Raw genomic sequence first — 25,364 nt, 5'->3', positions numbered from 1 at the left:
GTGCGCGTCGCCGTCGTCAGTCGCAGCCACGTGGTGCGAGCGGGCTTGGTGAGCCTCATCGCGCAGCTTCAGGCGCGCGCGGTGGTGACCGAGGCGGTGTCCCTGGACGGGTTCCTGGCCGACTACGACGTCGCCATCTACGACCTCGAGCCGGCCGATCACGACTTGGCCTCGCGGCGCGACGTGCGCGGCATGGTGGCCGGCCACACGCAGGTGGTGGGCCTGGTGTACGACGAGGCGCGGCACGGGGGCGAACTGTCGATCGGAGAGGCGACGATCCCGCTCATCAGTCTGGCCGTGACCCCGGCGCAGCTGCTGGCGCTGCTCGCCGCGGTGATGGCGAGGGGGCGGCACGCCGACCGGCGCAACCGGCGGTTGCCGGGTGAGCTCACCGAGCGGGAGTTCCGGGTGCTGGAGCTGATCGGCGCCGGGCTCACGAACGAGGCGATCGCCAAGGAGCTCTACCTCAGCGTCAACACCGTGAAGACCTACGTGCGCACGGCCTACCGCAAGCTCGACGTGCCCGACCGCGCCCAGGCGATGCTCTGGGCGCTCGAGCACGGGCTTGCAGGAGGCCCCGAGCGCAGTTGAAACGGGGTGGCGGCGACATGACCTGTGGCGCCGGTCATGCCGCGCCTCATCCCCTGGGATGAAAGTTCAACTTCTTCTTGGTTTCGTCCTGCACGCCCTGCACAGTCGAGGTACACGCAAGACGAGCGTGTCTTCATGCATGACGAGCGCGGCCGACCGGGGGGTCAGTCGCCCATCTCCCACGCACCATCTGGTCGCGTGCTCTCCGTGGTGTCACGGAGCGGGGGCGTTCTCCAACGGGGGGGAATGACGCTCTGGGCTGCGCTTCCCCCTTGCTGGAGCACAGATGACCCTTGCCCGCCGCCCTGCGGACCCCTTGATCACGATCGTGGTACCGGCTCGCAACGAGGCCCGCAACCTCGAGCTGGTCCTGCCGACCCTGCCCGAGGTGCACGAGGTCATCGTCGTGGACGGGCACTCCCACGACGACACCGAGGACGTCGTACGACGCGTGTTGCCGTCGGCCCGCTTCGTCCAGCAGACCCGCAAGGGCAAGGGCAACGCCCTGGCCTGTGGGTTCGAGGCCGCCACCGGCGACATCATCGTGATGTTCGACGCTGACGGTTCGGCCGACCCGGCCGAGATCTCTGCGTTCGTCTCCACGCTGGTCGCAGGAGCCGACTTCGCGAAGGGCAGCCGGGTCCTCGGCGACGGCGGCAGCGAGGACATCACCCGCCTCCGGGACTTCGGGAACCGCGCGCTGACCGCCGTGACCAACGTGCTGTTCCGCACCCAGTACACCGATCTCTGCTACGGCTACAACGCCTTCTGGCGCGACGTCCTCCCGGCGCTGGCGGTGCCGGCCGCCGACGCGCACGGACCGCGCTGGGGTGATGGCTTCGAGATCGAGACGTTGATCAACATCAGGATCGCCACGGCCAACCTGCAGATCCACGAGGTCGCCAGCGTCGAGCTGGCCCGCATCCACGGCGAGAGCAACCTCAACACGTTCAGGGACGGGACACGTGTGCTGCGGACCATCCTCAGCGAGCGGGTGAGCGGCCCGGCGACGGCGTTCGCGGCACCGGCGGCCGGCACCATCCGGCACACCGACGACGCGAAGCGCCTGCACCTCGAGGCGCACGGCGCAGCCAGCTCGCGCACGCTCGCGCCGATCCCAGCGGCGGACGCAGCGCCCCGCGCCCTCGTGGTCGGCCCGGGGTGGCGGTTCACCTCCGGCATCAGCTACTACACCTGCGCGCTGACCAACGCGCTGGCTGGTTCCCTGCCGACCGACGCCCTGTTGATGCGACAGCTGATCCCCACCAGCCTCTACCCGGGCAAGAACCGGGTGGGCCGGAAGGTGAACGCAGTCGAGTACGCCGAGGACGTCAACGTCTACGACGGCGTCGACTGGTATTGGGGCTCCTCGATGGCCGGCGGTACCCGCTTCCTCGAGGAGCACAAGCCGCGGGTCGTGGTCCTGCAGTGGTGGACCGGTGCGGTGCTGCACAGCTACCTCCGCCTGGCGCGACAGGCCAAGCGCCAGGGTGCCAAGGTCGTCATGGAGTGGCACGAGGTCCAGGACACCGGCGAAGCCCGCATCCCTGGCGTGAGGCGCTACGTCCAGAAGCTGATGCAGCGCTTGCTGAGCCGGGTCGATGCGCACGTCGTGCACTCGCACTACGACTTGGACCTGCTCACCGAGGTCTACGGCATCACGGCGTCCGGCGCGCCGGTCACCGTCATCCCGCACGGTCCTTACGAGCACGTCCGCGGCGACGCCCAGGACCTGCAGGAGCCGAGCGAGAAGGTCGGCACTGGCAGCGACCCGTACAACCTGCTGTTCTTCGGCGTCATCCGTCCGTACAAGGGGCTCGAGGATCTCGTCGAGGCGTTTGGCACCCTTCCGCGCGAGACCCGGGACGGGCTGCACCTGACCATCGTGGGGGAGACGTGGGAGGGCTGGGACGAGCCGCTGTCGGCGGTCGCCACCAGCCCGGCTCGCGACCAGATCACCGTGGTCAACCGCTACGTCACCGACGCGGAGGCGCAGCAGCACTTCGCGCAGGCTGACGCGGTCGTGTTGCCCTACCGGCGTTCCTCGTCGTCCGGCCCGCTGCACATGGCGATGAGTGCCGGGCTCCCCGTCGTCGTGTCGTCGGTGGGTGGGTTGGTGGAGGCTGCCGCCGGCTACGAGGGCGTGCGCTTCGTGCCGGTGGCCGACGTCCCGGCCCTCGCGGAGGCGATCGCGCTCCTGCCTTCCCAGGGCGCGCGGCGCTTCCGCGACGTCCGCAGCTGGAAAGACACCGTCTCTTCCTACCGCACGGTCTTCGACCAGCTCGGCATCGATCTCGACGTCCACGTCGATGCCGCCGCCACGCTGTCGACCGACGACTCGCTGAGCGCCGTCTCGTGAGCGCCCTGCGTCGAGTCGTCGTCTCGCTCCTCGTGCCGATCGCGCTCCTGGCCTCGGCTCCGGGCACGGCCCGGGCCGAGGAGATCACTACTGCCGTCCCGCCGGGCCAGTCGTGGGTCCGGGTCGGCCACTTCGTCCCTGGCATGGGCGCGACCAGCATCGAGTTCCAGTCTCTCGACGACGCCGGTGCGGCACCCGTGACGCTCGCCGCCGACGCGACGTACGGCGACGTCTCGGCCTACGAGAAGCTCACTCCTGGCCGCTACACCGCCACGGTCTACGACTCCGGTGCGGCGGAGGGCTCGGCTCCGCTGCTGTCGCGGTCGCTCGACGTCGCGGCCAACGACGCCCGGACCGTCGCCGTGGTCGGCGCCGCTGCGGCGCCGCGCCTGGTCGTGCTGACCGACGACCTCACGCCCCCGCAGTCGGGCACTGCGCGGATCCGGTTGCTCTCGGCGGCCTCTGCGGCTGACGCCGTGACGGTCACGGCCGTCGGTGGGCCCACGATCGCCGAGGACGCCGTGCTGGGCCAGGCGACCGGCTACGCCACGGTGCCGGCCGGCTCGTGGACCCTGCAGCTGAAGGCAGCCACCGCCGAGGCGCGGCAGCAGAACGTGCCTGTGGTGAGCGGCAGCATCTACACCGTCGTCGTGCTCGACGCCGGCGACGAGAAGGTCCGGCTCGACCTCGTGACCGACGCGGCGGGGGCGGTCGTGGCTCCCGTGGGCGGCGCCAAGACCGGCCTCGGCGGCACCGCGTCAGCCGTCGCGACCACGGCCACCCCGTCGCCGCTGCTGTGGGTCACGGTCGTCGCGCTCATCCTGGGCGTTGCGCTGTTCGGCCTCTGGGGGCGGCTGCGTCGCCAGCGGCGCTCCACGTGGAACCGGTAGCCGTGGCGCTGTCCTGGGCCATTCTCGCCGTGCGACGAGCACCCATCGCGGCGCTCGTCCTGCTGGCGACCGCTGCGTGTACGTCGTCCCGTGCATCGCCCGCGCCGCGAGCCGTGGAGTCCGAGCCCACCGCGAGTGCCGCTGTCTCAGGTGCGGCTCCGCCGGTGCGCGGCCCGGCCGGCGCAGCGGTGTCGTCGACCCCGAAGGGCGAGCGGCCCGCCCGCATCCGGATCCCGGCCATCGGCGTCGACGCCTCGATGACCGAGCTGTCCATCGCCAGCGGCGGCGCGATCGAGGTGCCGGGCGACCCCGACCAGGCTGGGTGGCTGGACACCACGCCGACACCCGGTGCGCAGGGCCCGTCGGTCGTGGCCGGCCACGTCGACTCCACGTCCGGTCCCGCGGTCTTCGCCCTGCTCGGCAGCCTGAGCGAGGGGGACGAGGTCCTGATCACCCGCCGCGACGGGACGACGGTCCGCTTCGCCGTAGACGGCGTCCGCACCTATCCCCAGGACCAGTTCCCGACCGAGCAGGTCTACGGCCCCGTGCCGGGTCCAGTGCTCCGGCTCATCACCTGCGGTGGTGCCTATGAGCGCGCCCACGGCGGTTACCAGTCCAACGTCGTGGTGTACGCGTCGTGACCAGGCCCCGCACGCCTCGGGTCCTGCTCGCCGATCGCGGGGATCCGCTGGTGCACGCCTTTTCGGCCGCCATGCGCGAGCGCTTCGACGTCGTCGGCCGCCTCGACACCGAGCTGTCGGCCGCTGAGAGGCTCCAGGTCGCGGCCGCCACGTACCGCCCCTCGCGAGCTCGCTGGACCGAGCGCTTCTACAAGAGCAACCGTGGAGTCGAGCTCCGCAGCCGCCACGCACGGGCCGGCCTCGCGACCGCCGACGCCGCCGACGTGGTCTTCCAGACCCATGCGCTGTTCGAGACCTCCGACGCCCGCACCGTGATGTACGTCGACTGCACGCACCAGCAGTCCATGGCGCAGTGGCCGGCCTGGAACCCGCTGCGCGGCCGGTCCCTGGAGCGCTGGCTGGCCCGCGAGCGCCGGCAGTACCACGCCGCCGCCCACCTCTTCGCCTTCTGCACCGAGACCGCGACCTCGCTCGCCACGGACTACGGCGTGCCTGCCGACCGGATCACCGTGGTCGGCGCCGGCCTCAACTTCGAGACCCTCCCCGAGCCGGACACCGACCGCGACGGCCGTGGCGACACAGCGCCGACCGTGCTCTTCGTCGGCAACGACTTCAAGCGCAAGGGCGGCCCCCAGCTGCTCGCCGCCTTCGCCGACGTACGACACCGCATCCCGACCGCCCGGCTGTGGGTCGTGGGCACGCCGCACCGGCTGCCGGCCGAGCCCGGAGTCACGCAGCTGGGCCGGATCGGGAGCCGTGAGGAGCTGTCCCGGCTCTACGCGCGGGCGGACGTGTTCTGCCTCCCGTCGCTCTTCGACCCCTTCCCCGGGGCGCTCCTCGAGGCGATGGCCTCGGGACTCCCGTCCGTGGTCACCGCGACCTGCGGCGTGCCGGAGATGGTCGTCGAGGGGACCACCGCCACCACCGTCGGCCGCGGGGACACCATGATCTCCGAGCTGACCGGCGCCCTCGTGCGGCTGCTGCTGGACGCGGACGAACGGTCCCGGATGGGCGCCGCCGCTCGGCGCCGCGTGGAGGAGCGGTTCCTCTGGTCCCACGTCGTCGACCGGATGGCTCCTGCCATCGAGCGGCTCGCCGCCCCGGTCGCGACGCAGGTGTCGCGATGACGGACACGCTCGCCCCCCGCGTCGGGGCACCACCTGAGCCCTCAGGCCTGCGCAAGGTCGCGGCGATCAGCGCGTCCCTCGTGGGCACCTATGCAGTCACCAGCGTCCTCGGGATGCTCTTCTGGCTGCTCGCGGCCCGGCAGTTCCCGATCGGTGCCGTGGGGGTCGCGGGCGCAGCGGTGGCCACGATGATGCTGCTCGCGGTGCTCGGGACCCTCGGTCTGGGCACCCTGCTGATCGCGCGGCTGCCGCAGACGGAGCGGGGCCACCGGCGCGCGTTCGTCCGCACCGCGCTCGCCGTCGCCGGCGTCGGTGGTGCCGCGCTGGGTGCGGTCGTCCCACTGGTCGCCATCGAGGTCTTCGGGGTCTCCCAGCTGCGTGCTGTCGCCGGCACCCCCGGCACCATGACGCTCTTCGCTGTCGGAACCGGCCTGATGGCCGTCTCCATGGTCGTCGACCAGGCGGTGCTCGTGATCGGCAACGGCAACCTCCAGCTCGAGCGCAACACTGCCGCCAGCGTCGTCAAGCTGATCGCGCTGCTCGGGCTGGTCGCCCTCGGCGAGTCCGGTGGCATGGCCATCTTCCTGGCCTGGACCATCGGAACCGGAGTGACCCTGCCGCTCGTCGCGTGGCGGACCAGGAACGGCCTGGAGCACGACACCAGCGACAAGCTCGTCGACCTGTCCATGGTCCGAGGGCTCGGGGGCCAGGCGCTGTCGCACCACTCGCTGAACATCGCGCTGCAGGTCCCGCTGCAGCTGTTCCCCCTGGTGGTCCTGATCGGGGTCTCCGCCGCGAGCAACGGCGTCTTCTCGACTGCCCTCCAGGTCACCGGGGCCATCTTCGCGTTGCCGTACGCGATCTCGATCGCGCTCTTCGCCTCGGCCCGCGGAAGTGAGCGGAACACCGTCGACCGGATGCGGCTCACGCTCCCGCTCAGCCTCGGCATCAGCGCGCTCGCCAACATCGTGCTCTTCCCCCTCGCGGGGTTCGTGCTGCTGCTCTTCGGTGCCCAGTACTCCGACCAAGGGGCCGAGGTGCTCCGGCTGCTCGCCCTGGCCGGCCTGCCGATCGTGGTCAAGGACCACTACGTCGCGTTGCGGCGGGTCCAGGGCCGGACCACCCAGGCCACGTTCGTGCTGCTCGCGCTGGCCGCCTTCGAGCTGCTCGCGGCCGGCGTGGGCGTGGTGACCAACGGCCTGGTCGGCATGTGCCTGTGGTGGCTGTGCGCGCTCGTGCTGGAAGCAGTGGTGCTGGCCTGGCCGCTGGGCCACGCGTTGCGCTCGCCCAGCACCACGACGGCGGAGCTGCCGGCCACGGCGGTCGCGCCCGCGGTGACGACGTCGCACCACGCGCCGACCGTGCCCCAGCCCGCCAGCGCGGTCCGCGAGCGGCGCCGACGGGCCGTGGCTCGCGTCGGCGCCGGTCCGTTGATCCTGGTCATGACCGCGGGGCTGCTGCTCATCAGCCGGGCCGTCATCTCGGCGCGCGACTCCGGGAGCGGCGCCGCGGGCTCGGCCCAGGCGCTCTACGTCGCCGGCCTCGCCCTCATCTTCGTACCGGCGGCGGTGGGGATCCTGCTCCCGCGGGTGACCGACGCGAGCCGCGCCGTGCTGGCGGTGGCCCTCATGGTGCTGCTGCAGCTGACCCGGCTGGTCGTGCAGCCGACGCGCTTCCTGCAGCACGACGAGCTCGTCCACCTCACCGGCCTGCGCACGATCGAGCAGACCGGACGGCTCTTCGGCGAGAACCCGCTGCTGCCCGTGACCTCGTACTACCCGGGCATCCAGGTGGCCGCCGACGCGGTGCACGACGTGACAGGCCTCGACGACCGCAGCAGCGTCGTCGTGGTCCTCGTGGCGGCCCGGGTCGTCCTGGCCCTCGCGGTGATGCTGTTGGTCGCGTGGGTGACGAGCTCGTCGCGCATCGGTGCCGTCGCCGTCGTCGTCTACGCCTGCAACCCGCAGATGCTGGTCTTCAACGCCAGCTTCAGCTACCAGACGCTGGCGCTCCCGCTGGCGATCTTCGCGGTCTACCTGGTGCTCAGCCGTCGTCGCGGCAGCTGGCTGGCCCTGGCGCCGGCGATCTTGGCCACCTTGGCGGTCGTCGCCACCCACCACCTGACCCAGGTGCTCCTCCTCGCCGGCCTGGGTGCGTGGGCAGTGCTCGAGGTCGTGCTGCACCGTCGTCGGGCGCGCGGCGCCTGGGCTCCGCTCATCGTCCTGGGCGCCGGCCTGATGGGACTGGGCGTGACGCTGCTCAACCCTGGCAACCCGCTGCTCGGCTACCTCGGCGAGATCGCGGAGAGCTCGATCGCCGCCGGCGAGCAGCTCGTCGGCGGCGGTGGCTCCCGCAAGCTGTTCCAGAACTCCGCCGGCGTCCAGTCGCCGCCGTGGGAGCGGTACGCCATCGTCGCGTCACTCGGGATCACGTCGGTCGTGCTGCTGGTGTCGCTCTGGAGCGCCTGGACCCACCTCCGGGCCCGCCGTGCGATCGTCGTACTCCTGCTCCTCGTCGCCACCCTCTTCCCGATCATCCCGCTCGGCCACCTGACGTCCGCGACCGCGGAGGTGGGGGACCGGTCGGCCGGCTTCGTGTACGTCGGCGTCGCGTTCGTCGTGGCCTGGTGGCTGTGGCGAAGGCCGTTGACCACCTTGCGATCGGTGCTGGTCGCGGCCTTGGCGTCGGTGGTGTTCATCGGCGGCGTCGTGCTCGGCGCGGGCAGCATCAGCAACCAGCTCCCCGGCCCCTACCGCGTCTCTGACGACGCCCGCAGCGTGGACGCCGACAGCCTCGCGGCCACCGCGTGGATGGCGGCCAACCTGCCGGCGGACAGCGTCGTGTACGGCGACCGCGTCGGCGGCCTGCTCGCCGGCGCCTACGGCGACCAGTTCTCGATCACCCATGCCGCGACGAGGGTGGACGCCTCGCGGCTGCTGCTGGACCCGGCTTTCACCGACGACGACCTCGCACTGATCCGGCAGGCCCACATCCGCTACCTGATCGCGGACCGCCGCGACGCCAACGGCTTGCCCAACCAGGGCGTCTACATCGAGTCCGGCGAGTTCGGCGAGGACGGTCGGACCACGCCGGTGCCGCTCGCGGCGCTGCGCAAGTTCTCGTCCGTGCCCGGGGTGGACGTCCTCTACGACAACGGCTCGATCGTCATCTACGACCTGGAGGCCCTCGATGCGGACTGACCTCGTCTGGCGCGCGAGCGTGCCGGTCGCGGCCGTCGTGGCCGAGATCGCCCGCGCTCCCCGACCGCTGACCGGTGCCCTGGTGGTCGTCGGCCTCGGGCTCGCCGCCGAGCGGCTGGCCGAGCGCCGCGGTACCGCCACCACCGACCGGGTGCTGGTCGGGCTGGGCGGGACGCTGGTCACGCTCGTCCTGACCGGAGTCGTGCTCGACGTCACCGGTGTCGGGCTGCGCCCGGCCTCGTGGACCGTCGCGCTGGCCCTGCTGGCGCTGGCCGGTCTCGGCCTGGCCGCTCGACTCAACCGGCGTGGGGACGCGCAACCGACGCGCGAGGTCCGGACCGGGCTGCACCTGCTCCCGTGGGTGGCCGCGAGCATCGGCGTCACGGTGCTGGCCGTCCACCTGTCCGCGACGTCGCTGTCCGCGGCCGATGCGCAGCCGCTGCAGCTGTCCCTCGGCAAGGTCTCCGCGAGCGCGGCCCAGGTCGTGGTCAGCTCCAGTGACGCGGTCGGCCCGCTCGAGCTGCGCACGACCTCTGAGGGCTCCGAGGTGAGCTACCCGCTCCTCGACGTGCCGGAGGACGGCTCACGCACGGTGACGGTCCCGATGCCGCGCTCCGGCCGGGTCGTCATCACCCTCGGCTACCCCGACCAGACCGAACCGCTCCGCACCCTCGTCCTGGACAGGTGACCCAGTGCTCGTTCCCACACCCTCACGCCCGCACGTCCTCATGGTCGTCCAACGGTTCTTCCCTGAGATGGGCGGCATCGAGACCCACGTCGCCGAGGTCGCGCGGCGCCTGGTCGAGCGCGGCGAGTTCGACGTCACCGTCCTGGCCACCGACCGCAGCGGTCGGCTGCCCCGCGACGAGGTGCGCGACGGCGTGCGTGTGCTGCGTCGCCGGTCGTGGCCCGCCGAGAAGGACTTCTACTTCGCTCCGGGCGTCGGCAGGGTGGTCGCCCGCGGCCCCTGGGACCTGGTCCACGTGCAGGGCGTCCACACCCTCGTCCCACCGCTGGCGATGGCCGCCGCGCGAGCGGCGCGCACGCCGTACGTGCTGACCTTCCACAGCGGTGGGCACTCCTCGGAGGCGCGGCGCAACGTCCGCAGCACGCAGTGGAGGGTCCTGGCACCTCTGCTGCGCCGGGCCGACCACCTCATCGCGGTGAGCCGCTTCGAGCGCGCCCACTTCTCGGCCGCGACCGGGATCGACCAGTCCCACTTCACCGTGGTGCCGAACGGCGGCGCGCTGCCGCCGGTGCCGCAGGACGTCGTACGCCGACCTGGCCGTCTCGTGTCGAGCGGTCGCCTCGAGCGTTACAAGGGCCACCACCGAGCCATCGAGGCGCTGCCTCTGATCCGGCAGCGCGTGCCCGGCGCGGACCTGGTGATCCTGGGCAGCGGTGGCTACGAGGAGCAGCTGCGCTCCCTGGCCGACCGGATGGGCGTCGGCCACGCGGTCGAGATCCGCAGCCTCCCGCCGACCGACCGCAGCGCCATGGCGCGCGAGCTCGGCAGGGCCAGCGTGATGGCCGCGCTGTCGACGTACGAGGCGCACCCGGTCGGCATCATGGAGGCGCTCACCCTGGGTCTGCCCGTCGTCGGGTTCGACGTCGCCGGCACCGGCGACCTCGTCGCCGACGGGCTCGTGACCGGGATCCCCGAGGACGCCCCCAACGTCGTCGTGGCCGACGTCCTCAGCGCGGCGCTGGAGGACGCGGACCGCGGCCTCGAGCCGCGGCAGCCGCAGGCTCTCGAGCTCCCGACGTGGGAGACCACGACCGACGGCGTGGCCGAGGTGTACCGCCGCGTGCTCGCGCAGCGGGGTCGACCATGAGTCTCACCGAGCACGCCCGCCACCCGTCGCGTCCGGCCGCGGCCGGGTCCCGGCTCGACGTCGTCCACGTGATCGCGACCCTCACGCCCGGGGGAGCGGAGCGGCAGCTGGAGATGCTCACCGCCCGCAGCCGGCACCGCACGCGGGTGATCGTGCTGTACGAGTCGGGTGGCATCGCGGAGAGCATGCGCGCCGCCGGCGAGCCGGTCGAGGAGCTGCAGTCGTCGGGGTGGCGCAAGGCCCTGCTCCCGTTGACGCTGGCCCGGCGGCTGCGTCGGCTGCGCCCGGACGTCGTGCACGTCCACCTGCTCTCCGCCCAGGTCATGGCCCTCCCGGCGGCGCGGCTGGCCCGTGTCCCGGTGGTCGTGTCCACCGAGCACTCGCTCATGGAGGACACCCTGGAGGGGCGGCCGCACACCTGGTGGCTGCGCCTGCTCTACCAGGTCCTCGAACGGCTGACGACGCACACCGTCGCGGTCTCGGCCGTCACTGCGCACCACCTCCGCCAGTGGGGCGTGCACCTCGACCGCATCTCCGTGGTCGACCTCGGCATCGACTTCGAGGCGGTGGCCTACGACGCGGTGGGCCGCCAGCGGGTGCGTCGAGAGCTGGCGATCGGCCCCGACACCCTGGTGGTGGGCGCCGTGGGTCGGCTCGAGGGCCAGAAGCGCATCGACATCGCTCTGCGTGCCTGCGCCCCGCTGCTCCGCGACGGGGCCGTCCTCGTCGTCGCCGGCGCTGGTCCGCTCCTGGCCGAGCTGCGATCCCTCGCGGGTGAGCTCGGCGTCGCGGACCAGGTGCACTGGCTCGGCTCCCGGCCCCGGATGGGCGAGGTCTACGGCGCCATGGACGTGCTGCTGAGCGCCTCGGCCGACGAGTCGTTCGGCATGGCCGTCGTGGAGGCGGTCGGCAGCGGCCTGCCCGTGGTGCACGCCGCCTGCCCGGCTCTCGAGGAGCTGCCCGAGCTGCCGCAGGTGAGCCACGTGCGCCCATCGGGCGACGCGACGGTCGACGCCGAGCGCCTCGGCGACGCACTGGCGGCGTCCTCGGCTGCGTTCGGACAGCGCCGGTGGCCCGCGCCCGCCGTACTGCTCGAGGCCTACGGTGCACAGGCCGCGGCGGACCGGGTCGACGCGGTCTACGACCGCCTACCCGCGCGGCACCGTGGCTGAGACCGGGCGAGCGCGGCTGGTCCTCGTCGGCGCCGCAGTGGTCGCGGTGGTCGGGGCCGGCCTCGTCGCGTGGTCAGCCACCGCCGAGTCATCGGCCGACGAGTACGTGACCCGCTCGGGCACCTCGTTGCGCGTGGGCGACGACGCGTTCCGCTTCGTCGGCTTCAACCTCTACGACGCCGCGGCGTCGGACTCCTACTCGTGCTCCCCGGCGACCCGCCTCGACGACGACGGGCTGGACGAGGCGATGGACACCGTCCGCGACGCCGGCGGCACGGTGGTGCGGTTCTGGGCCTACCAGACCTACACCGACGGGGGCCTCGACTTCTCCGGGACCGACCGGGTCATCGCCGCGGCCCGGTCGCACGGCCTGCGGGTCTTGCCCGTCCTCGAGGACGGGCCGGGCGACTGCTCGACCGGGAAGAGCGGCGAGCCGCTGTCCAGCGTCAACGACGGCACCTGGTACGTCGACGGCTACCGCGAGCCGTTGGGCAGCGCCGCGGTCTCCTACCGGGAGTACGTCGCCACCATCGCCCGCCACTACCGCGACGAGCCCGCCATCGTGGCGTGGTCGCTGGTCAACGAGGCCGAGACCGCGATGCGCGACGCGGGCGGCGCCAGCGTCCTGGTCGACTTCGCTCGCGACGTCTCCGCCGTCGTGCACCGCGTGGACCCCCACCACCTGGTCACCCTCGGCACCCAGGCCAACGGCGCCCCGGGAGCGAGCGGGTCCGACTTCCGCGAGGTCTACGCCCTGCCCGGCCTGGACCTCACCGAGGTGCACGACTGGGGCGACCACGGGTCGGACGAGGAGGCGATGCCGGGCGCGACCCGCGACGGTGCGCTTCCGAACCCAGCCGAGTGCCAGGCGACCGACGCGAGCATCGCCTGCTCCTTCGCGCTGGCGCGCAGCCTCGGCAAGCCGATCGTGGTCGGCGAGGCCGGGATCGCCGCCGAGGACGACAGCGAGCGAGCCACCCGCGCCACCCTGTTCGAGGCCAAGGTCGACGCCGCCTTCGAGGCGGGCGCCGCGGGCTACCTGGTGTGGCAGCTCAACACGGCCAACACCGACGGCTACGGCGTGCTCGTGGCCGGTGACGACCCGCTCCTCCGGGTGCTCCGAACTGCCGCCGAGGAGTGGGCTTCCGGCTCCTGATCCGTCCTCGGAAACGGCGCGACCACACCCCGACGGGGGTGGTGACCCGGGTGAGGGTCTAGACCACGGCCCGGACGGTCGGGTCGAGTCCCGGCGAACCGAGTACACCGGTCGCGGCCGCGTGTTCTGGTCGAACGCGTGCCCGACCTCCCCGTCGCCCCGACCCCCCGACCAGCCGTCGCGCTCAGTCGCCGGGGCCTCGCGCTGGGCAGCGGTCTCGCCGTGGCCGGTCTCGCCGCCCCTGCCGGCGCCGCTGGTCGCAGGCACCAGGGCAGCCGCTGGGCGCCGCACACACCGTCTCGGGGGGTGCGGCACCCGGCCCGCTCGCCGCGGCTGACCGTGACCTCCTCCGGCAGGGTCCAGCGCCACGGGTCCGACTTCCGAGTCGGTGGCGCGAACGCGTTCCAGCTGATCACCAACGACTACCCGAGCCCTCGACTGATGGCGCCCGAGGAGATCGACGCGCTCCTCGCCCGGTGCCAGGCGCTCGACGTCGGGGTGCTGCGTGCCCACACCTTGGCCGCTTCGGTGGGCAGCCCACACACCCTGGTCACGGGCGTCTCCGGGACCGGTCCCCACCCCACGATCGGCTACGACCCAGAAGTGTGGGCGACCATCGACTACGCCGTGACCCAGGCGGGCAAGCTCGGGATCTACCTCGTCGCGCCCTTCGTCGACGAGCTCGGCTACTACCACGGGGGCAAGCGCCACTGGGTGAACTTCCGCCGGCCCGGCTCGGTCTCGATGGACAGCAACGTCAAGGCCGCGAACTCCCCGACCCAGCGCGCCGCCGAGAACGCCTTCTACCAGGACCAGCAGATCGTCTGGGACTTCGAGCAGTTCATCCGGGACTGGCTCAACCACGTGAACAGCCGCACCGGGATCGCGTTCAAGGACGACCCCACCCTCTCGGTCGTGCAGGTCGGGAACGAGCTCTGGACGGCCGCCCAGGACGCGCGCGGTTGGGTGGCCGACAAGGCCGCGGTCATCAAGAGCGTCGCGCCGGACACCCTGGTCATGGACTCCGGCGCCGACGGCCTCCAGGTGGAGGACATGGCCTGGGCCTCGCCCCACGTCGACATCCTGGAGACCCACGTCTACTCCAGCTTCGGCGCCGGCGACGTGCGCCGGATGGCCGACTTCGCCAAGACCCACGGCAAGGCGTTCGCCGTGGGGGAGTACGCCTGGTCCACGGCCGGCGCGCCCGACGTCGAGGCGGCCGTCCGGAGGTCGCGCAACGTCTTCACCTCGGCCCTGTGGTCGCTGCAGAACGACGCCGACCTGCACAACCAGGGCGCGCCGTACGGTTCGGACGACGTGGCCTTCTACGTGCCCGGCAAGGACGACGTACAGCGCGCCGCGGTCGCGCGCGTGACCCGGCACCACCGCAAGCTGGCCCGCGGTGCATGAGCCGACCACGACTCGGACGTAGGGTGGAGCCACCTGCCCACCGATCCCCGGTGACGAGACGAGTGATGGTGCCCGACCGCCCACGGCCTGAGGAGCGTGCTCCGCAGCGCGTCCAGCGCCGTCGGCGCCGCGGCTGGCGGATGCCCAGCGGTGCCGTCTACGTCGGTCGTCCGACGGTCTGGGGGAACCCGTTCGCCGTCAGCCGGAGCAGCGACTTCCACGGACTGCCCGGCTCGTGGTTCGTGCGTCGTCCCGACGGCACGACCGCACACCCGGACGAGGACACGCAGGCCTCGGCCCGCAAGAAGGCGGTCGAGCTCTACGCCCGGCAGGTGCTGGAGCAGCAGGGCGGGGCGCCGAGCCTCGAGGCGATCCGCACCGAACTGGCCGGACACGACCTGGTGTGCTGGTGCCCGACCGACCAGTCGTGCCACGCCGACTTCCTGCTCGCCGCGGCCAACACCGCACCGGCCGGCACTCAGCCGGCCAGGACCGGGTCCACCCGGCCGTAGTCGTCCTCGAGCCGGACGATGTCGTCCTCGCCGGTGTACGACCCGCTCTGCACCTCGACCAGCACGAGCGGGGCCGTGCCCACGTTGGTGATCCGGTGCGCCTCGCCGACCGCGACGTCGATGCTCTGGCCCGCCTCCAACACCACGACCTCGTCGCTGATCACGCACGTCGCCGTACCGGACACCACGAACCAGTGCTCGGCCCGGAACTGGTGGGTCTGGTAGCTCAACCGCCGGTCCGGATCGACCTGGATCCGCTTGACCTTGTAGCCGTCGCCCTCGTCAAGGACGTGCCACGACCCCCACGGCCGGTCTCCCGACTGCGGCGCTGCCGGGCGCTCCTGCTCATCCCTACCTGTCACTGCGTACTCCCCGTGTCGTGTGAGCACACAGGTAACCGGTGGAGACCCCGGCTGAGCCACCCTGGAGGATGAAAAGCGAGCCCCGCACTGTGATGTCCACGCAACGGGTTACCGGACGGGACGTTCCCGACGGGGACCGGAACGTCTGGAGCACCATGGGCACGCGCCTTCGCGGCGACTCCGCACCACCCAGCAAGTGGCGCGCCCTGAAGGTGGTGGCGGCAGCGGCTTTCGCCGCGGCCACGCTGGCGCCGTCGTTGCTCGGCCTCACCACGGAGGCGGCGCCGGGGCCCGAGGCCGCCTTCGCCCAGGACGCCACAGCCGCCGCTCCAGACGGGTTCGTCGCCCGGTCCGGCGCGAGCCTGACCCTCGACGGGGCGCCGTTCCGATTCGTCGGCTTCAACCTGTACGACGCCGCAGCGTCCGACCTGTACTCCTGCGCGCCGGCCCAGCGGCTCGACGACGCGCAGCTGGCCGCGGCGATGCTGCAGGTCCGGGCCGCCGGCGGCACCGTGGTGCGGTTCTGGGCCTTCCAGTCCTACACGCGCGCCGGCACCGACTACTCCGGGGTCGACCGCGTCATCTCAGCCGCCCGGGAGCAGGGCCTCAAGGTGCTGCCGGTCCTCGAGAACCAGTGGGGCAACTGCTCCCGGCCCGGGACCGCGCCGCTGTCCGCAGTCCAGGGCGGCACGTGGTTCAGCGACGGCTACCGATCACCGCTCGCACCCGAGAGATTGTCGTTCCGGGAGTACGCGAGCCGGATCACCGCGCACTACCGCGACGAGCCAGTCGTCTTCGCCTGGTCACTCATGAACGAGGCCGAGACACACCAGCTCGACCCCGCCGGCCGCAGCGTGCTGGTCAACTTCGCCAGCGACATGGCGAGCGTCGTCCACGCGGCGGACCCGCACCACCTCCTCACCCTCGGCACCCAGTCCAACGGGGCTCCGGGCGCGAGCGGGGCCGACTTCAGCGCCGTCTACGGCGTCCCCGGCCTCGACCTCGCCGAGGTGCACGACTGGGCCAACCGCGGCTCGGACAGCGCGGCCATGCCTGGTGCGCCCTCCCCGGGCCAGCTGCCGTCGCCGGCGTCCTGCCAGGCGACCGCCGCGCCCCTCGCGTGCTCCTTCGCGCTCGTCAAGCAGCTCGGCAAGCCGATCATCGTGGCGGAGGCCGGCATCGCGGCGTACGACGGTCCGGGTCGCGCCCTGCGCGCCCGCCAGCTCGGCGCGAAGGTGGACGCGGCGTTCGAGGCCGGCGCCTCCGGCTACCTGGTCTGGCAGCTCAACCGGGCGAACACAGACGGCTACGCGGTGCTCCTCGGCGCCCACGACCCGCTCAGCAGGGTGCTCCGTGCCGCCGCGCTCCGCTGGGCGTCATCGGTGTGAGCGAGCCGTGCAACACCCACGCGACGTGGTGAGGCGTTGGCGCTCACCTGGAGCAGCGTGGACCTCCCGAGCCGCGTTCTCTGTGTGAACGGAACCCTGGTGCGGCTGGCTGGCGTGCTCAGATCCAGCCGCCGCAGTCGCGCCGTTCGCGACGTCACGTGCCGCTCTCGGACGCGGCGGTACGGGTGCTCGAGGAGGTGCAGGTTCGGACCGCGGCCGAGCAAGAGGTCGCCGGCGGGTCGTGGCTCGACACGGGGTTCGTGTTCACCACTGAGTCGGGCGAGCCCAGCGACCCCCGGAACGCGCTGCGCCCTCTCAAGGCGGCCGCCAAGGCGCCGGATCGGGCGGGCCGGGGCCAGGCGAGATCGGCCTGCACACGTTGTGCCACTCGGCGGCCACCGCGACGCTCGCCAACGGGGTGGGTCCGACGACGTGAAGGACGGCACGACTGCTCCGCCCGCCGCGGACTCCACAGCCGGAGCGTGGGGCGCGCCGGATCCCAGGGAGTCGGCTGGGACCGCCTCGGATGCTCTGCCTGGCGAAGACAAGCCTCCCGTCACCGGGGCAGGACGGCGCCGCCAAACCCCGGCACCCGTGGACACGCAGGAGGTCTCAGCGGTGCCTCAGGACGACGGCGTCGACACCTCGGGCGAGTCCGTACAGGTGGTCGTCATGGACGCTCTCAGACGGCGTCTGATCACATCTGACAGATCCGAGATGGGCCCGATGAACACCAGATGGAGACCAAGGCTCGGATTTTGATCGCATGAGGGGCGGTCTCCAGAGGACAACACCCGCCGTGCCTACGAAGAACTCGGTCGGGCTGACAGGATTTGAACCTGCGACCCCTTGACCCCCAGTCAAGTGCGCTACCAAACTGCGCCACAGCCCGATGGCCGCCGCGTGGACGACCGACGAGCAGGCTACCGGACCGGGGTGGCCGGTCCCGCATCGAGGTCGTCGATCAGCGGACCTGGGCGGAGTCCGGGCTCACCTGGAGCGGGGCGGTGTCGACGGCGACGAAGGCCGAGGCGGGGATGGTCTTGAGGTCCTCGACGAGGCGGTCGGGCCAGTGGGGGTCCTGCTCGCCCTGGAAGTACCACGCGGAGCCGTTGTCGGCGAGCACGAGCCCGTAGGTCTTCATGGCCGCCACGACGTGCTGGGCGTACGGCGAGAGGCCGGTGGCGTCGTACGACGCGGCGAGGCGGAAGCGGGCGCCCATGGGCGGGTAGTCCGGGTCGTCGGTGGAGCCGGCGTCGTGGCGGGCGGGCCAGAGGTGGGCGCGGGCGGTCTCGGGGACGGTGAAGCGGAGGGCGTGGTCGATGCGGTCCTTCTTGACCTCGTTCCAGCGCAGCAGGCCGGGCAGGATCGGCAGGCCGGCGGCGTCGGCGGAGGTCCAGCCGTCCGGGCGCAGGTGGTTCCGGCGCAGGCTCCAGACCGCGCCGGAGCCGGCGTGCCAGCGACCGCCGGACCGCTGGGCGGCGTAGAGCTCGTAGAGGCGGCAGCGGTCCCGGTCGACGACGACCGCGTGGCGGTCGCCGTCGGAGCCGGCGCCGCCCTCGATGCGGGTGTCGCGGCCGAGCGGGTAGCGGACCCGGTCGCTCTCGGAGGCGTAGTCGAAGCCGACGCGGACCTTCGGGTGCCTGGGGCCCACCACGGTGACGGGGATGCCGTAGTCGGGTCCGTCGCCGTACGACGGCCCGAAGTCCGGGTGCAGGGCGACGTCGGTCGACATGTGGGAGAGCCAGGCCGCCGAGCGCGGGTGCACGGGCAGGTGGGAGACGTCGGCGTGCCACCAGTTGTCGGCCGGGAAGACCGCGCAGCGGGTGCCGGCCACCGGCCTGGCCGGGTCCGGCGCGGGCCGGGCCTGCGCGCTCCCGGGGAGCGCCAGCGCCGCGGCCAGCGCGACGCCGCCGAGCCCGGCCCAGCGCCTCACGGGTGGGTGTAGGGGACGACCTCGTTCCCCTCGTAGCACTGGTCGATGCCGAGCTCGGCCGGGATGTCGAACCGCTCGAGTCGCGAGCAGTCCACGACCTCCTGGGTGCCGATGACCTGCTTCCAGGCGCCCTTGCGGATCGCCCAGATCGCGATGTAGCCGCCACCGGAGTTCGGGCAGCTCTTCAGCGGCTTGCTGAACACGTCGCCGAGCGCGAAGCCGTCGGTGCGCAGCGTGTCCACGGTGATCCGCGGCGAGGTCCGGCACGCCGGGAGGCCACCCAGCTCCTGCTTCCAGGTGCGGGTGAGCTCGCTCCGGACGAACCTGCGGAACGACGCCGGCGCCTTGGGCACGTCCTCGGAGGTGAAGGGCAGCACCGCCCTGCCGTCCTTGCGGTCGAAGTCGAGCAGCGTGCCGTCGCGGTGGTGCTCGGGTGCGGGCGCCGCCGACGAGGTGGCCAGCCGGGCGCCCGTCAGCACGAGCACCAGCGCGACGAGCAGCAGCACGGGGACGGTGACACGAGGGGAAGTGCTCACGCGCACGACCCTAACGGGAAGCAGCGCCCGGCTCGCCCTGACGCGGCCGGGTCGAGCGGCGGTGTCGCTCCCGGAGCAGGAGGGCGGCGCCGGCGAGGAGGAGACCGGCGGCCACCGGCGCGAGGAACCACGAGGGGCCGCCGGTGTCGGGCAGGGCGCTCGCACCGCCGTCCTGGTCGCCGGTGTTCCCGGTCCCGCCGGGGCCCCCCGAGCCTGGCGTCCCCGTCCCGGAGGGCTGGGGATGGGGTGTCCTGGTGGTCGGCGCCGCGGTCGGGGAGGCGCTCGGCGAGGCGGACGTCGTGGCGCTCGGCGTGGCGCTGGGCGAGGCGGGGGCAGCCAGGACGAAGTCGAGTCCGCCCCTGACCTCGCCCGCCGCGGTGATGGTGGTGGTGAGCACACCGGCGCCGGCCACGGTGGAGCCGGCGGGCGGGGTGACGGTGACGGTGTAGGCACCCGGGGCGAGGCCGTCGGCGAGGTACCCGCCGCCCGCGTCGGTCGTGAGGGACTGGGGCCCACCCGGGCCGTCGACGACCACGCTCACCCCACCGACGGGTCCGCCGGCGTCCGTGACCGTGCCGGTCACGGTCCCGGGCCTGGTCAGGGCGAAGTCCTGTTGGGTGACGTCGACGGCCCCGACCGGCGTGGTGCGGGTCGTGGCGCCGCCGTAGCCGGGCGGTGCGGTGATGGTGAGGGTCACGGTGCCGGGCGGCACGTGGGGGAAGGAGTAGGTCCCGTCACCGGCGGTGACGGTGGTGAGGCTCGGACCGCCGCCGGCCGGGGTCAGGGTGACGGTGATGCCGCCGAGGCCGTCGCCGCCCCCGGTCACCTGGCCGGAGACCGACGGCAGCGACTGCAGGACGAAGTCCCGGTCGACGAGCGGGACGCTGGCGACGGTGAGCCCGGTGATCGTGGTGCCGCCCGGTCCGGCGGCGTACCCCGGTGGGACCGTGACGGCCACGCTGTAGCCGGCTCCCATGGCGTTGTCGTCGAAGAGGTAGGTGCCGTCCGGCCCCGTGGTCTGGGTGACGGTGCCCCCACCGGGCCGGGTGAGCGTGACGGTCACGCCGGGGACGGGGTGGCCGCCGGTGTCGGTGACGGTGCCGCTGATGGGCTGCGGGATGACCTGGCGCACCTCGAAGTCACCGCGCGAGGCGGGGGAGCCGTCGCTGCCGCGGTTGTCGAGGGGGGCCGCCGAGGGGCCCACCACCGCGCAGGAGGCCGGGGCGGTGAGCCGGACCGTGTAGCCAGCCTGGGTGGCCCACTCCCCGAAGGAGTAGGCGCCGGTCGCGTCGGGGCTGGTCGTGGCCAACGTCTCGCCCCAGGGCGAGACCAGGGTGAGGACCAGGCTCTGCACGGGGCAGGCGCCGACCGTCGAGACGTCGTCGACCGTGCCGCCCAGCGGTCGGGCGCGGCTGACGAACCAGGTCTGGTAGACCGGGAAGCCGGCGCGTTGGGTGAAGACGAAGGTGAGCGCGCTGAGGCGGACGTCGGGCTCGAACCAGCCGCTCGCGCCGTCGGTGTCGGTCCGGGTCGGGTTGCCGACCAGGGTCGAGGACGCGGCGTCCCACGTGGGCTGGTCGGCGCCGCCGGCGTAGTTGAAGGGCCCCCGGAACCAGCTGTCGACCTCGGCAGCGGAGACGCGGGCCCCGGTCGCGTCGACGGCCCGGACCTCCACCTGGTCGGCGTCGACGTCGCCCAGGACGAAGGCCCAGCCGGTGTCCGGCGTCGGGTGGTCGAAGGTGTAGGTCGTGGTGGACGGCGACGTGGGCCGGTCGGCCAGGGGCCGCAGGTTGAGGTACGGCGAGTTGCGGCTCGTGCCGTACGTGGCTCCCGGAGGCGTCCCTGGTCCGAGGAACGTGCTGGCGCCCGAGACCAGCTGGGCACCGGCCCGCGAGTCGCTGGCCACGGAGGCACCGGGGAAGCCGGGCGAGGCCTGCTGCATGCGCAGCGCGTAGTCGTTCGCCGTGCCCGTGATCGGGGTCCACGTGGCCCAGAGGTTGCTCAAGGCCTGCGCGGGAAGCGCGGGAGGCAGGGCGAGCAGTGCGGTGGTCAGCGCGGCCAGTGCGGTCGCGCCGAGGAGGTGCCGGAGCCGAGTCATCAGGGACGTCCTTCGCCCGGATGGGGGAGGCCCGGGCGGTGGTCAGCCTAAGACCCCCGTTCGCCCGGCGCCACCGGTCAGGACGGGCGGGGTCCGTCGGACACCAGGTGGGCGAACGCGACCAGCCGCTCGTCGCTGTGGAACAGGTCCGCGCACGTGACGAGGGTCAGCAGTCGCGGGGCGCTCGCCGGGTCGGGTCCGCCGTCGGGGTTGCGGGGCGCGGCGTCGAGCACCCACGAGGCGCCGGCGTCCACCTCGAGCCCGTCGCCCGGGGTGTCCAGCTCGTAGACGAGTCGACGGTCGTGGGTGTCGACCACCACCGTGTCCCCGGGCTCGAGGGACGGCATGTCGCGCAGGGGCTCACCGTGGGTGACCCGGTGCCCGGCCAGCACGGCGTTGCCCTCCTCGCCGGGTGGCGCGGTCCCCGGGACGTGGCCGAACCCGGTGGCCAGCACGTCCTCGCTGTCGCCCTCCAGCAGCGGCACGGCGTACGACGGCCCGAACGCCGGGATGCGGACGATCGCCGTGACCTCGCCGGCCCCGACCCGGGCCGTCGCCCGCCCGTCGGCCCAGCCGTCCTCGAGCTGTCGGGTGGCCTCGGCCTGGTGGCGCTGGGCCACCCAGGTCGTGCCCCAGTACTCCCAGGCCACGAAAGCGCCGAGCGCGAGTCCCGCCAGCACCAGGAGCACGCCGACGAGCCGCGGCACGACCCGCCGCGGACCGGTGGTCCTCGCACTGCGTCCGATGGTGAGCCTCACGTCGTCGGGACGAGCCATCATCCCACTCCTTCCGCACCCTCGGGCCTGGGACGGTCGGTCGTCGTGCGGCAGTCGCGGGTACCGCGGGGAGGCGCCCGTCGCACCGACGCGCGGGCGCACGGACGGGGGAGACGTGAGCGACCACTACGACGTCGTGGTGCTGGGAGCCGGATCCGGCAACATGGTCATCGACGAGCGGTTCGCCACCCAGCGGGTGGCCATCGTGGAGTCGGGGGACTTCGGGGGCACCTGCCTCAACCGGGGCTGCATCCCGTCCAAGATGCTCGTGCACACCGCCGACCTGGTGCGAGCCGCGCAGCGCGGGCCGGCCCTCGGGGCCCGGACCAGCGCGGCCGGCGTGGACTGGCCGGCGGTCCGGGACCGGGTGCTGGCGCGGATCGGGTCCGAGCGCGACGAGGGCGAGCAGGGCCGCGACGAGGACGAGTACGTCGACCGGATCCGCGGGATCGCCCGGTTCGTGGGCGAGCGGCGCCTGGTGGTGACCGGCGCCGACGGTGAGCGGGAGATCAGCGCGGACCAGGTCGTGGTCGCGACGGGGAGCCGCCCGCAGCTGCCGCCGGTCGAGGGCCTCGAGCAGAGCCCGCACCACACCAGCGACACGGTGATGCACCTGGCGGCCCTGCCGCGGCGGATGGCGATCCTCGGCGGTGGCTACGTCGGGTGCGAGTTCGCGCACGTCTTCTCGGCGTTCGGGGTCGAGGTCACCCAGATCGAGTCCGGCCCGCGGCTGCTCAACGGCCAGGACGAGGAGCTGGCCGAGCGGTTCACGACCGCGGCGGGCGAGCAGTGGACGGTGCGGCTCGGCGTCGAGGCCGAGCGGGTCGTCACCGAGGCGGGCGGGGTCCGCATGGAGCTGTCCGACGGCAGCGCGGTGGAGACCGACCTGATCCTGGTCGCCACCGGGCGGGTGCCCAACGGCGACCTCCTCGACCTGGAGCGCGCCGGGATCGAGGTCGACGACGACGGGCTCGTCGTGGTGGACGCCGAGCAGCGCACGACGGCGGCGGGGGTCTGGGCCCTGGGCGACGTCTGCCAGGGCGCGCCGCTCAAGCACGTGGCCAACCACGAGGCGCGGGTGGTGCAGCACAACCTGCTGCACCCCGAGGGCCTGCGGCGCAGCGACCACCGCACGATCCCGAACGCCGTCTTCAGCCACCCGCCCCTGGCCGCGGTCGGCCTGACCGAGGAGCAGGCGCGGGAGGAGGGCGTGGAGGTCGCGGTCGGGCGCGCGGAGTACGCCGGCACGGCGTACGGCTGGGCCCTCCAGGCCGGCCCGGACGACCAGGGCCCCGATGCGGGCGGACTGGTCAAGGTGATCGCGGACCGCGCCACCGGACGGCTGGTCGGAGCGCACCTCCTCGGCGTCCAGGCGTCGACGCTCGTGCAGCCGCTCATCCAGGCCGTCGCCGCCGGCACCCCGGCGCGTGAGGTGGCCCGGGGCCAGTACTGGATCCACCCGGCCCTCACCGAGGTCGTCGAGGGCGCCCTGAACGACCTGGTCGACCGGCTCGACGAGGACTAGCGGGACCGGGAGGGCCGGCGAACGCCGGCCCCGGAGCGACCCCCATCGCTCCAGCCCCCCGAGAAGCCTGTGACGGGGCCGGCGTCGACGCGCCGGCAGGCGGCGCGTCCTGAGGGAGGTTCCCGACCGGCGCGGCGCGCACACGCCTGAGAGCCCTCCTCAACCCGGCCCCGCCGGGCCGGTGTCAGGAGGAGGCGTGCGTGTCCGACTCCGTGACCGGGTCCGAGGCGTCGGCCCGGGCCGCGTCGTCCTGGCCGCCGGGGCCGCCCAGGTCGGCGTCGACGCGGACCAGCTCCTCGATCTGCTTGCCGCAGTCGGCGTCGACGTGCTTCCAGTAGTCGAAGGCCCGCTCCAGCACGTCGCCGTGCACCCCGCCGAGCAGGTGGCCCGCGACGGTCTGCACGAACGCCGCGCGCTGGTCGTCGTCCCAGACCTCACGGACCAGCGCGCCGGCCTGGCTGAAGTCGTCGTCGTCCGGACGCAGCGTGTAGGCCTGGCGCACCATCGCGCCGTCGGCCTCCCACGACTCCTCGGCCTCGCCGACCTGGTCGGCGTACCCGCGACCGGCGCTGTTGGGCGCGTAGACCGGGTCGTCGCCGCGGTGCTCGTAGGTCATCGGCCCGTCCTGGGTGTAGGTGTTGACCTCCACGTGCGGACGGTTGACCGGGAGCTGCAGGTAGTTGGGACCGATGCGGTGCCGGTGGGTGTCGGCGTAGGCGAAGGCCCGGCCGAGCAGCATCTTGTCGGGGCTGAACCCGATGCCCGGGACCAGGGCGGAGGGCTCGAACGCCGCCTGCTCGATCTGGGCGAAGAAGTTCTCGGGGTTGCGGTCCAGCGTCATCGTCCCGACCGGGACCAGCGGGTAGTCGGCGTGCGGCCAGACCTTGGTGAGGTCGAAGGGGTTGAGGCGGTAGGTCTTCGCGTCGTCGTACGGCATCAGCTGGACCGACAGCGTCCACGACGGGAAGTTCCCCTCCTCGATCGCCTGGTGGAGGTCTCGGCGGTGGAAGTCGGCGTCCTTGCCCGCGATCTGGGTGGCGTCGTCGTCGGTGAGGCTCTCCACGCCCTGGTCGCTGTGGAAGTGGTACTTCACCCAGTGCTTCTCGCCGGCGGCGTTGATCCACAGGTAGGTGTGGGAGCCGTAGCCGTTCATGGTGCGGTAGGACCGCGGGATGCCGCGGTCGCCCATGAGGTAGGTGACCTGGTGGGCCGACTCCGGGTTGAGGGTCCAGAAGTCCCACTGCATGTGGTTGTCGCGCAGCCCCGAGCCGCCGCGGCGCTTCTGCGAGCGGATGAAGTGGGGGAACTTCATGGTGTCGCGGATGAAGAAGACCGGGGTGTTGTTGCCGACGAGGTCGTAGTTGCCCTCGGAGGTGTAGAACTTCAGCGCGAAGCCGCGCGGGTCGCGCCAGGTGTCGGGCGAGCCCTGCTCGCCGGCCACGGTGGAGAAGCGGGCCAGCATCTCGGTGGTCACGCCGGGCTGGAACAGCGCGGCCTTGGTGTATGCCGACACGTCGTGCGTGGTCTCGAAGCGGCCGAACGCGCCGCTGCCCTTGGCGTGCACGTTGCGCTCCGGGACCCGCTCGCGGTTGAAGTGGGCCATCTGGTTCAGGAAGTGCACGTCGTGCAGCAGGATCGGGCCGTCCGCGCCGATGGTCAGGCTGTTGCGGTCGCTCGGGGCGGGGGCACCGGTGTCGGTGGTCGAGCCGAGGCGGGCCTCGGCCGAGGGGGCGGTGGCGACGGACTCGCCGTCGGCGGCTTCGGGGAGCGTGTCGGACATGGGCGTCCGGTACCCCCCGTCCGTTGGGGTGAACCGCGCGGGGTACCGGGCAGCCGAGACTTCTCGGGGC

Annotated in this window: 20 protein-coding genes and 1 tRNA gene; 14 read left to right on the top strand and 7 right to left on the bottom strand. The window is 72.9% G+C overall.

Annotation, left to right across the window (positions count from 1 at the left end):
* The 12 genes from G5V58_RS11875 to G5V58_RS11815 all read left to right on the top strand — a co-directional run bounded on the left by G5V58_RS11875 (nucleotide 1) and on the right by G5V58_RS11815 (nucleotide 14,893).
* Nucleotides 1-591, top strand: a complete 591-nt coding sequence (locus tag G5V58_RS11875) for a helix-turn-helix transcriptional regulator (RefSeq protein WP_165232764.1) — start codon at nucleotides 1-3, stop codon at nucleotides 589-591.
* Between the two features lie 316 nt (nucleotides 592-907).
* Nucleotides 908-2,950 (top strand): glycosyltransferase, encoded by a 2,043-nt coding sequence (locus G5V58_RS25965; RefSeq protein ID WP_230487287.1) that lies wholly within the window; start codon nucleotides 908-910, stop codon nucleotides 2,948-2,950.
* On the top strand, nucleotides 2,947-3,840 hold the full coding sequence (locus tag G5V58_RS11860) for a DUF4397 domain-containing protein (protein ID WP_165232761.1): 894 nt from the start codon (nucleotides 2,947-2,949) through the stop codon (nucleotides 3,838-3,840). Before G5V58_RS25965 ends, G5V58_RS11860 begins: the two co-directional genes overlap by 4 nt.
* A gap of 188 nt (nucleotides 3,841-4,028) precedes the next feature.
* Nucleotides 4,029-4,481, top strand: coding sequence for a class F sortase (locus tag G5V58_RS11855; RefSeq protein WP_165232758.1), 453 nt, complete (start codon nucleotides 4,029-4,031; stop codon nucleotides 4,479-4,481).
* Between the two features lie 50 nt (nucleotides 4,482-4,531).
* Nucleotides 4,532-5,608 (top strand): glycosyltransferase family 4 protein, encoded by a 1,077-nt coding sequence (locus tag G5V58_RS11850; protein WP_165232755.1) that lies wholly within the window; start codon nucleotides 4,532-4,534, stop codon nucleotides 5,606-5,608.
* Nucleotides 5,605-8,808, top strand: a complete 3,204-nt coding sequence (locus tag G5V58_RS11845; protein WP_165232752.1) for a hypothetical protein — start codon at nucleotides 5,605-5,607, stop codon at nucleotides 8,806-8,808. Before G5V58_RS11850 ends, G5V58_RS11845 begins: the two co-directional genes overlap by 4 nt.
* Entirely contained in the window at nucleotides 8,798-9,496 is a 699-nt protein-coding gene (locus G5V58_RS11840) for a hypothetical protein (protein WP_165232749.1), read from the top strand. Before G5V58_RS11845 ends, G5V58_RS11840 begins: the two co-directional genes overlap by 11 nt.
* Nucleotides 9,497-9,563: 67 nt before the next feature.
* A complete protein-coding gene (locus tag G5V58_RS11835; protein WP_165232746.1) occupies nucleotides 9,564-10,643 on the top strand; it encodes a glycosyltransferase family 4 protein in 1,080 nt (359 codons plus the stop codon).
* Nucleotides 10,640-11,815 carry a glycosyltransferase gene (locus G5V58_RS11830; RefSeq protein WP_165232743.1) on the top strand — a complete coding sequence of 392 codons (1,176 nt, stop codon included), beginning with the start codon at nucleotides 10,640-10,642 and terminating at the stop codon, nucleotides 11,813-11,815. Before G5V58_RS11835 ends, G5V58_RS11830 begins: the two co-directional genes overlap by 4 nt.
* The gene (locus G5V58_RS11825; RefSeq protein WP_165232740.1) at nucleotides 11,808-12,971 is read left to right on the top strand and encodes a cellulase family glycosylhydrolase; all 1,164 of its coding nucleotides are present in this window, start codon (nucleotides 11,808-11,810) and stop codon (nucleotides 12,969-12,971) included. Before G5V58_RS11830 ends, G5V58_RS11825 begins: the two co-directional genes overlap by 8 nt.
* Before the next feature lie 306 nt (nucleotides 12,972-13,277).
* A complete protein-coding gene (locus tag G5V58_RS11820) occupies nucleotides 13,278-14,381 on the top strand; it encodes a glycoside hydrolase 5 family protein (RefSeq protein ID WP_165232737.1) in 1,104 nt (367 codons plus the stop codon).
* 140 nt (nucleotides 14,382-14,521) lie between these two features.
* On the top strand, nucleotides 14,522-14,893 hold the full coding sequence (locus G5V58_RS11815) for a DUF4326 domain-containing protein (protein WP_230487286.1): 372 nt from the start codon (nucleotides 14,522-14,524) through the stop codon (nucleotides 14,891-14,893).
* On the opposite strand, the gene G5V58_RS11810 is transcribed toward G5V58_RS11815, so the two are convergent.
* Nucleotides 14,860-15,255, bottom strand: a complete 396-nt coding sequence (locus tag G5V58_RS11810) for a phosphomannose isomerase type II C-terminal cupin domain (protein ID WP_165232731.1) — start codon at nucleotides 15,253-15,255, stop codon at nucleotides 14,860-14,862. The two genes, G5V58_RS11815 and G5V58_RS11810, sit on opposite strands and share 34 nt — an antisense overlap.
* Nucleotides 15,256-15,410: 155 nt before the next feature.
* On the opposite strand from G5V58_RS11810, the gene G5V58_RS11805 reads away from it, so the two are divergent.
* The gene (locus G5V58_RS11805; RefSeq protein ID WP_165232712.1) at nucleotides 15,411-16,643 is read left to right on the top strand and encodes a cellulase family glycosylhydrolase; all 1,233 of its coding nucleotides are present in this window, start codon (nucleotides 15,411-15,413) and stop codon (nucleotides 16,641-16,643) included.
* Between the two features lie 818 nt (nucleotides 16,644-17,461).
* Here the strand turns inward: G5V58_RS11805 and G5V58_RS11800 are convergent.
* The 5 genes from G5V58_RS11800 to G5V58_RS11780 form a co-directional block, all read right to left on the bottom strand.
* Nucleotides 17,462-17,535, bottom strand: a tRNA-Pro gene (locus tag G5V58_RS11800).
* Nucleotides 17,536-17,607: 72 nt separating this feature from the next.
* Nucleotides 17,608-18,579: a hypothetical protein gene (locus G5V58_RS11795; RefSeq protein ID WP_165232709.1), complete on the bottom strand. Its 972-nt coding sequence runs from the start codon at nucleotides 18,577-18,579 to the stop codon at nucleotides 17,608-17,610.
* Nucleotides 18,576-19,115 (bottom strand): hypothetical protein, encoded by a 540-nt coding sequence (locus G5V58_RS11790; protein ID WP_165232706.1) that lies wholly within the window; start codon nucleotides 19,113-19,115, stop codon nucleotides 18,576-18,578. The genes G5V58_RS11795 and G5V58_RS11790 overlap by 4 nt, the downstream gene beginning before the upstream one ends.
* A gap of 10 nt (nucleotides 19,116-19,125) precedes the next feature.
* Complete coding sequence (locus tag G5V58_RS11785; RefSeq protein WP_165232704.1) at nucleotides 19,126-21,213, bottom strand: carboxypeptidase regulatory-like domain-containing protein; 2,088 nt, start codon at nucleotides 21,211-21,213, stop codon at nucleotides 19,126-19,128.
* 77 nt (nucleotides 21,214-21,290) lie between these two features.
* Nucleotides 21,291-21,989: a class E sortase gene (locus G5V58_RS11780; protein ID WP_165232701.1), complete on the bottom strand. Its 699-nt coding sequence runs from the start codon at nucleotides 21,987-21,989 to the stop codon at nucleotides 21,291-21,293.
* A 115-nt stretch (nucleotides 21,990-22,104) separates the two neighbouring features.
* Here G5V58_RS11780 and G5V58_RS11775 point away from each other — a divergent pair, with 115 nt between their 5' ends.
* On the top strand, nucleotides 22,105-23,514 hold the full coding sequence (locus tag G5V58_RS11775; RefSeq protein WP_230487285.1) for a mycothione reductase: 1,410 nt from the start codon (nucleotides 22,105-22,107) through the stop codon (nucleotides 23,512-23,514).
* A 184-nt stretch (nucleotides 23,515-23,698) separates the two neighbouring features.
* Here G5V58_RS11775 and G5V58_RS11770 read toward each other — a convergent pair whose 3' ends face one another.
* On the bottom strand, nucleotides 23,699-25,294 hold the full coding sequence (locus G5V58_RS11770) for a catalase (RefSeq protein WP_165232693.1): 1,596 nt from the start codon (nucleotides 25,292-25,294) through the stop codon (nucleotides 23,699-23,701).
* Between the last annotated feature and the right edge of the window lie 70 nt (nucleotides 25,295-25,364).

It is taken from the genome of Nocardioides anomalus, assembly GCF_011046535.1.
Classification (GTDB): Bacteria; Actinomycetota; Actinomycetes; order Propionibacteriales; family Nocardioidaceae; genus Nocardioides; species Nocardioides anomalus.
This window is presented reverse-complemented; position numbering and strand designations above follow the sequence as displayed.

Excerpts from the sequence above, each read along its gene's own strand:
- G5V58_RS11845 (WP_165232752.1), top strand. The coding sequence starts at position 5,605 with ATGACGGACACGCTCGCCCCCCGCGTCGGGGCACCACCTGAGCCCTCA.
- G5V58_RS11840 (WP_165232749.1), top strand. The coding sequence starts at position 8,798 with ATGCGGACTGACCTCGTCTGGCGCGCGAGCGTGCCGGTCGCGGCCGTC.
- G5V58_RS11835 (WP_165232746.1), top strand. The coding sequence starts at position 9,564 with ATGGGCGGCATCGAGACCCACGTCGCCGAGGTCGCGCGGCGCCTGGTC.
- G5V58_RS11830 (WP_165232743.1), top strand. The coding sequence starts at position 10,640 with ATGAGTCTCACCGAGCACGCCCGCCACCCGTCGCGTCCGGCCGCGGCC.
- G5V58_RS11815 (WP_230487286.1), top strand. The coding sequence starts at position 14,522 with ATGCCCAGCGGTGCCGTCTACGTCGGTCGTCCGACGGTCTGGGGGAAC.
- G5V58_RS11805 (WP_165232712.1), top strand. The coding sequence starts at position 15,411 with ATGGGCACGCGCCTTCGCGGCGACTCCGCACCACCCAGCAAGTGGCGC.
- G5V58_RS11785 (WP_165232704.1), bottom strand. The coding sequence starts at position 21,213 with ATGACTCGGCTCCGGCACCTCCTCGGCGCGACCGCACTGGCCGCGCTG.
- G5V58_RS11780 (WP_165232701.1), bottom strand. The coding sequence starts at position 21,989 with ATGGCTCGTCCCGACGACGTGAGGCTCACCATCGGACGCAGTGCGAGG.
- G5V58_RS11770 (WP_165232693.1), bottom strand. The coding sequence starts at position 25,294 with ATGTCCGACACGCTCCCCGAAGCCGCCGACGGCGAGTCCGTCGCCACC.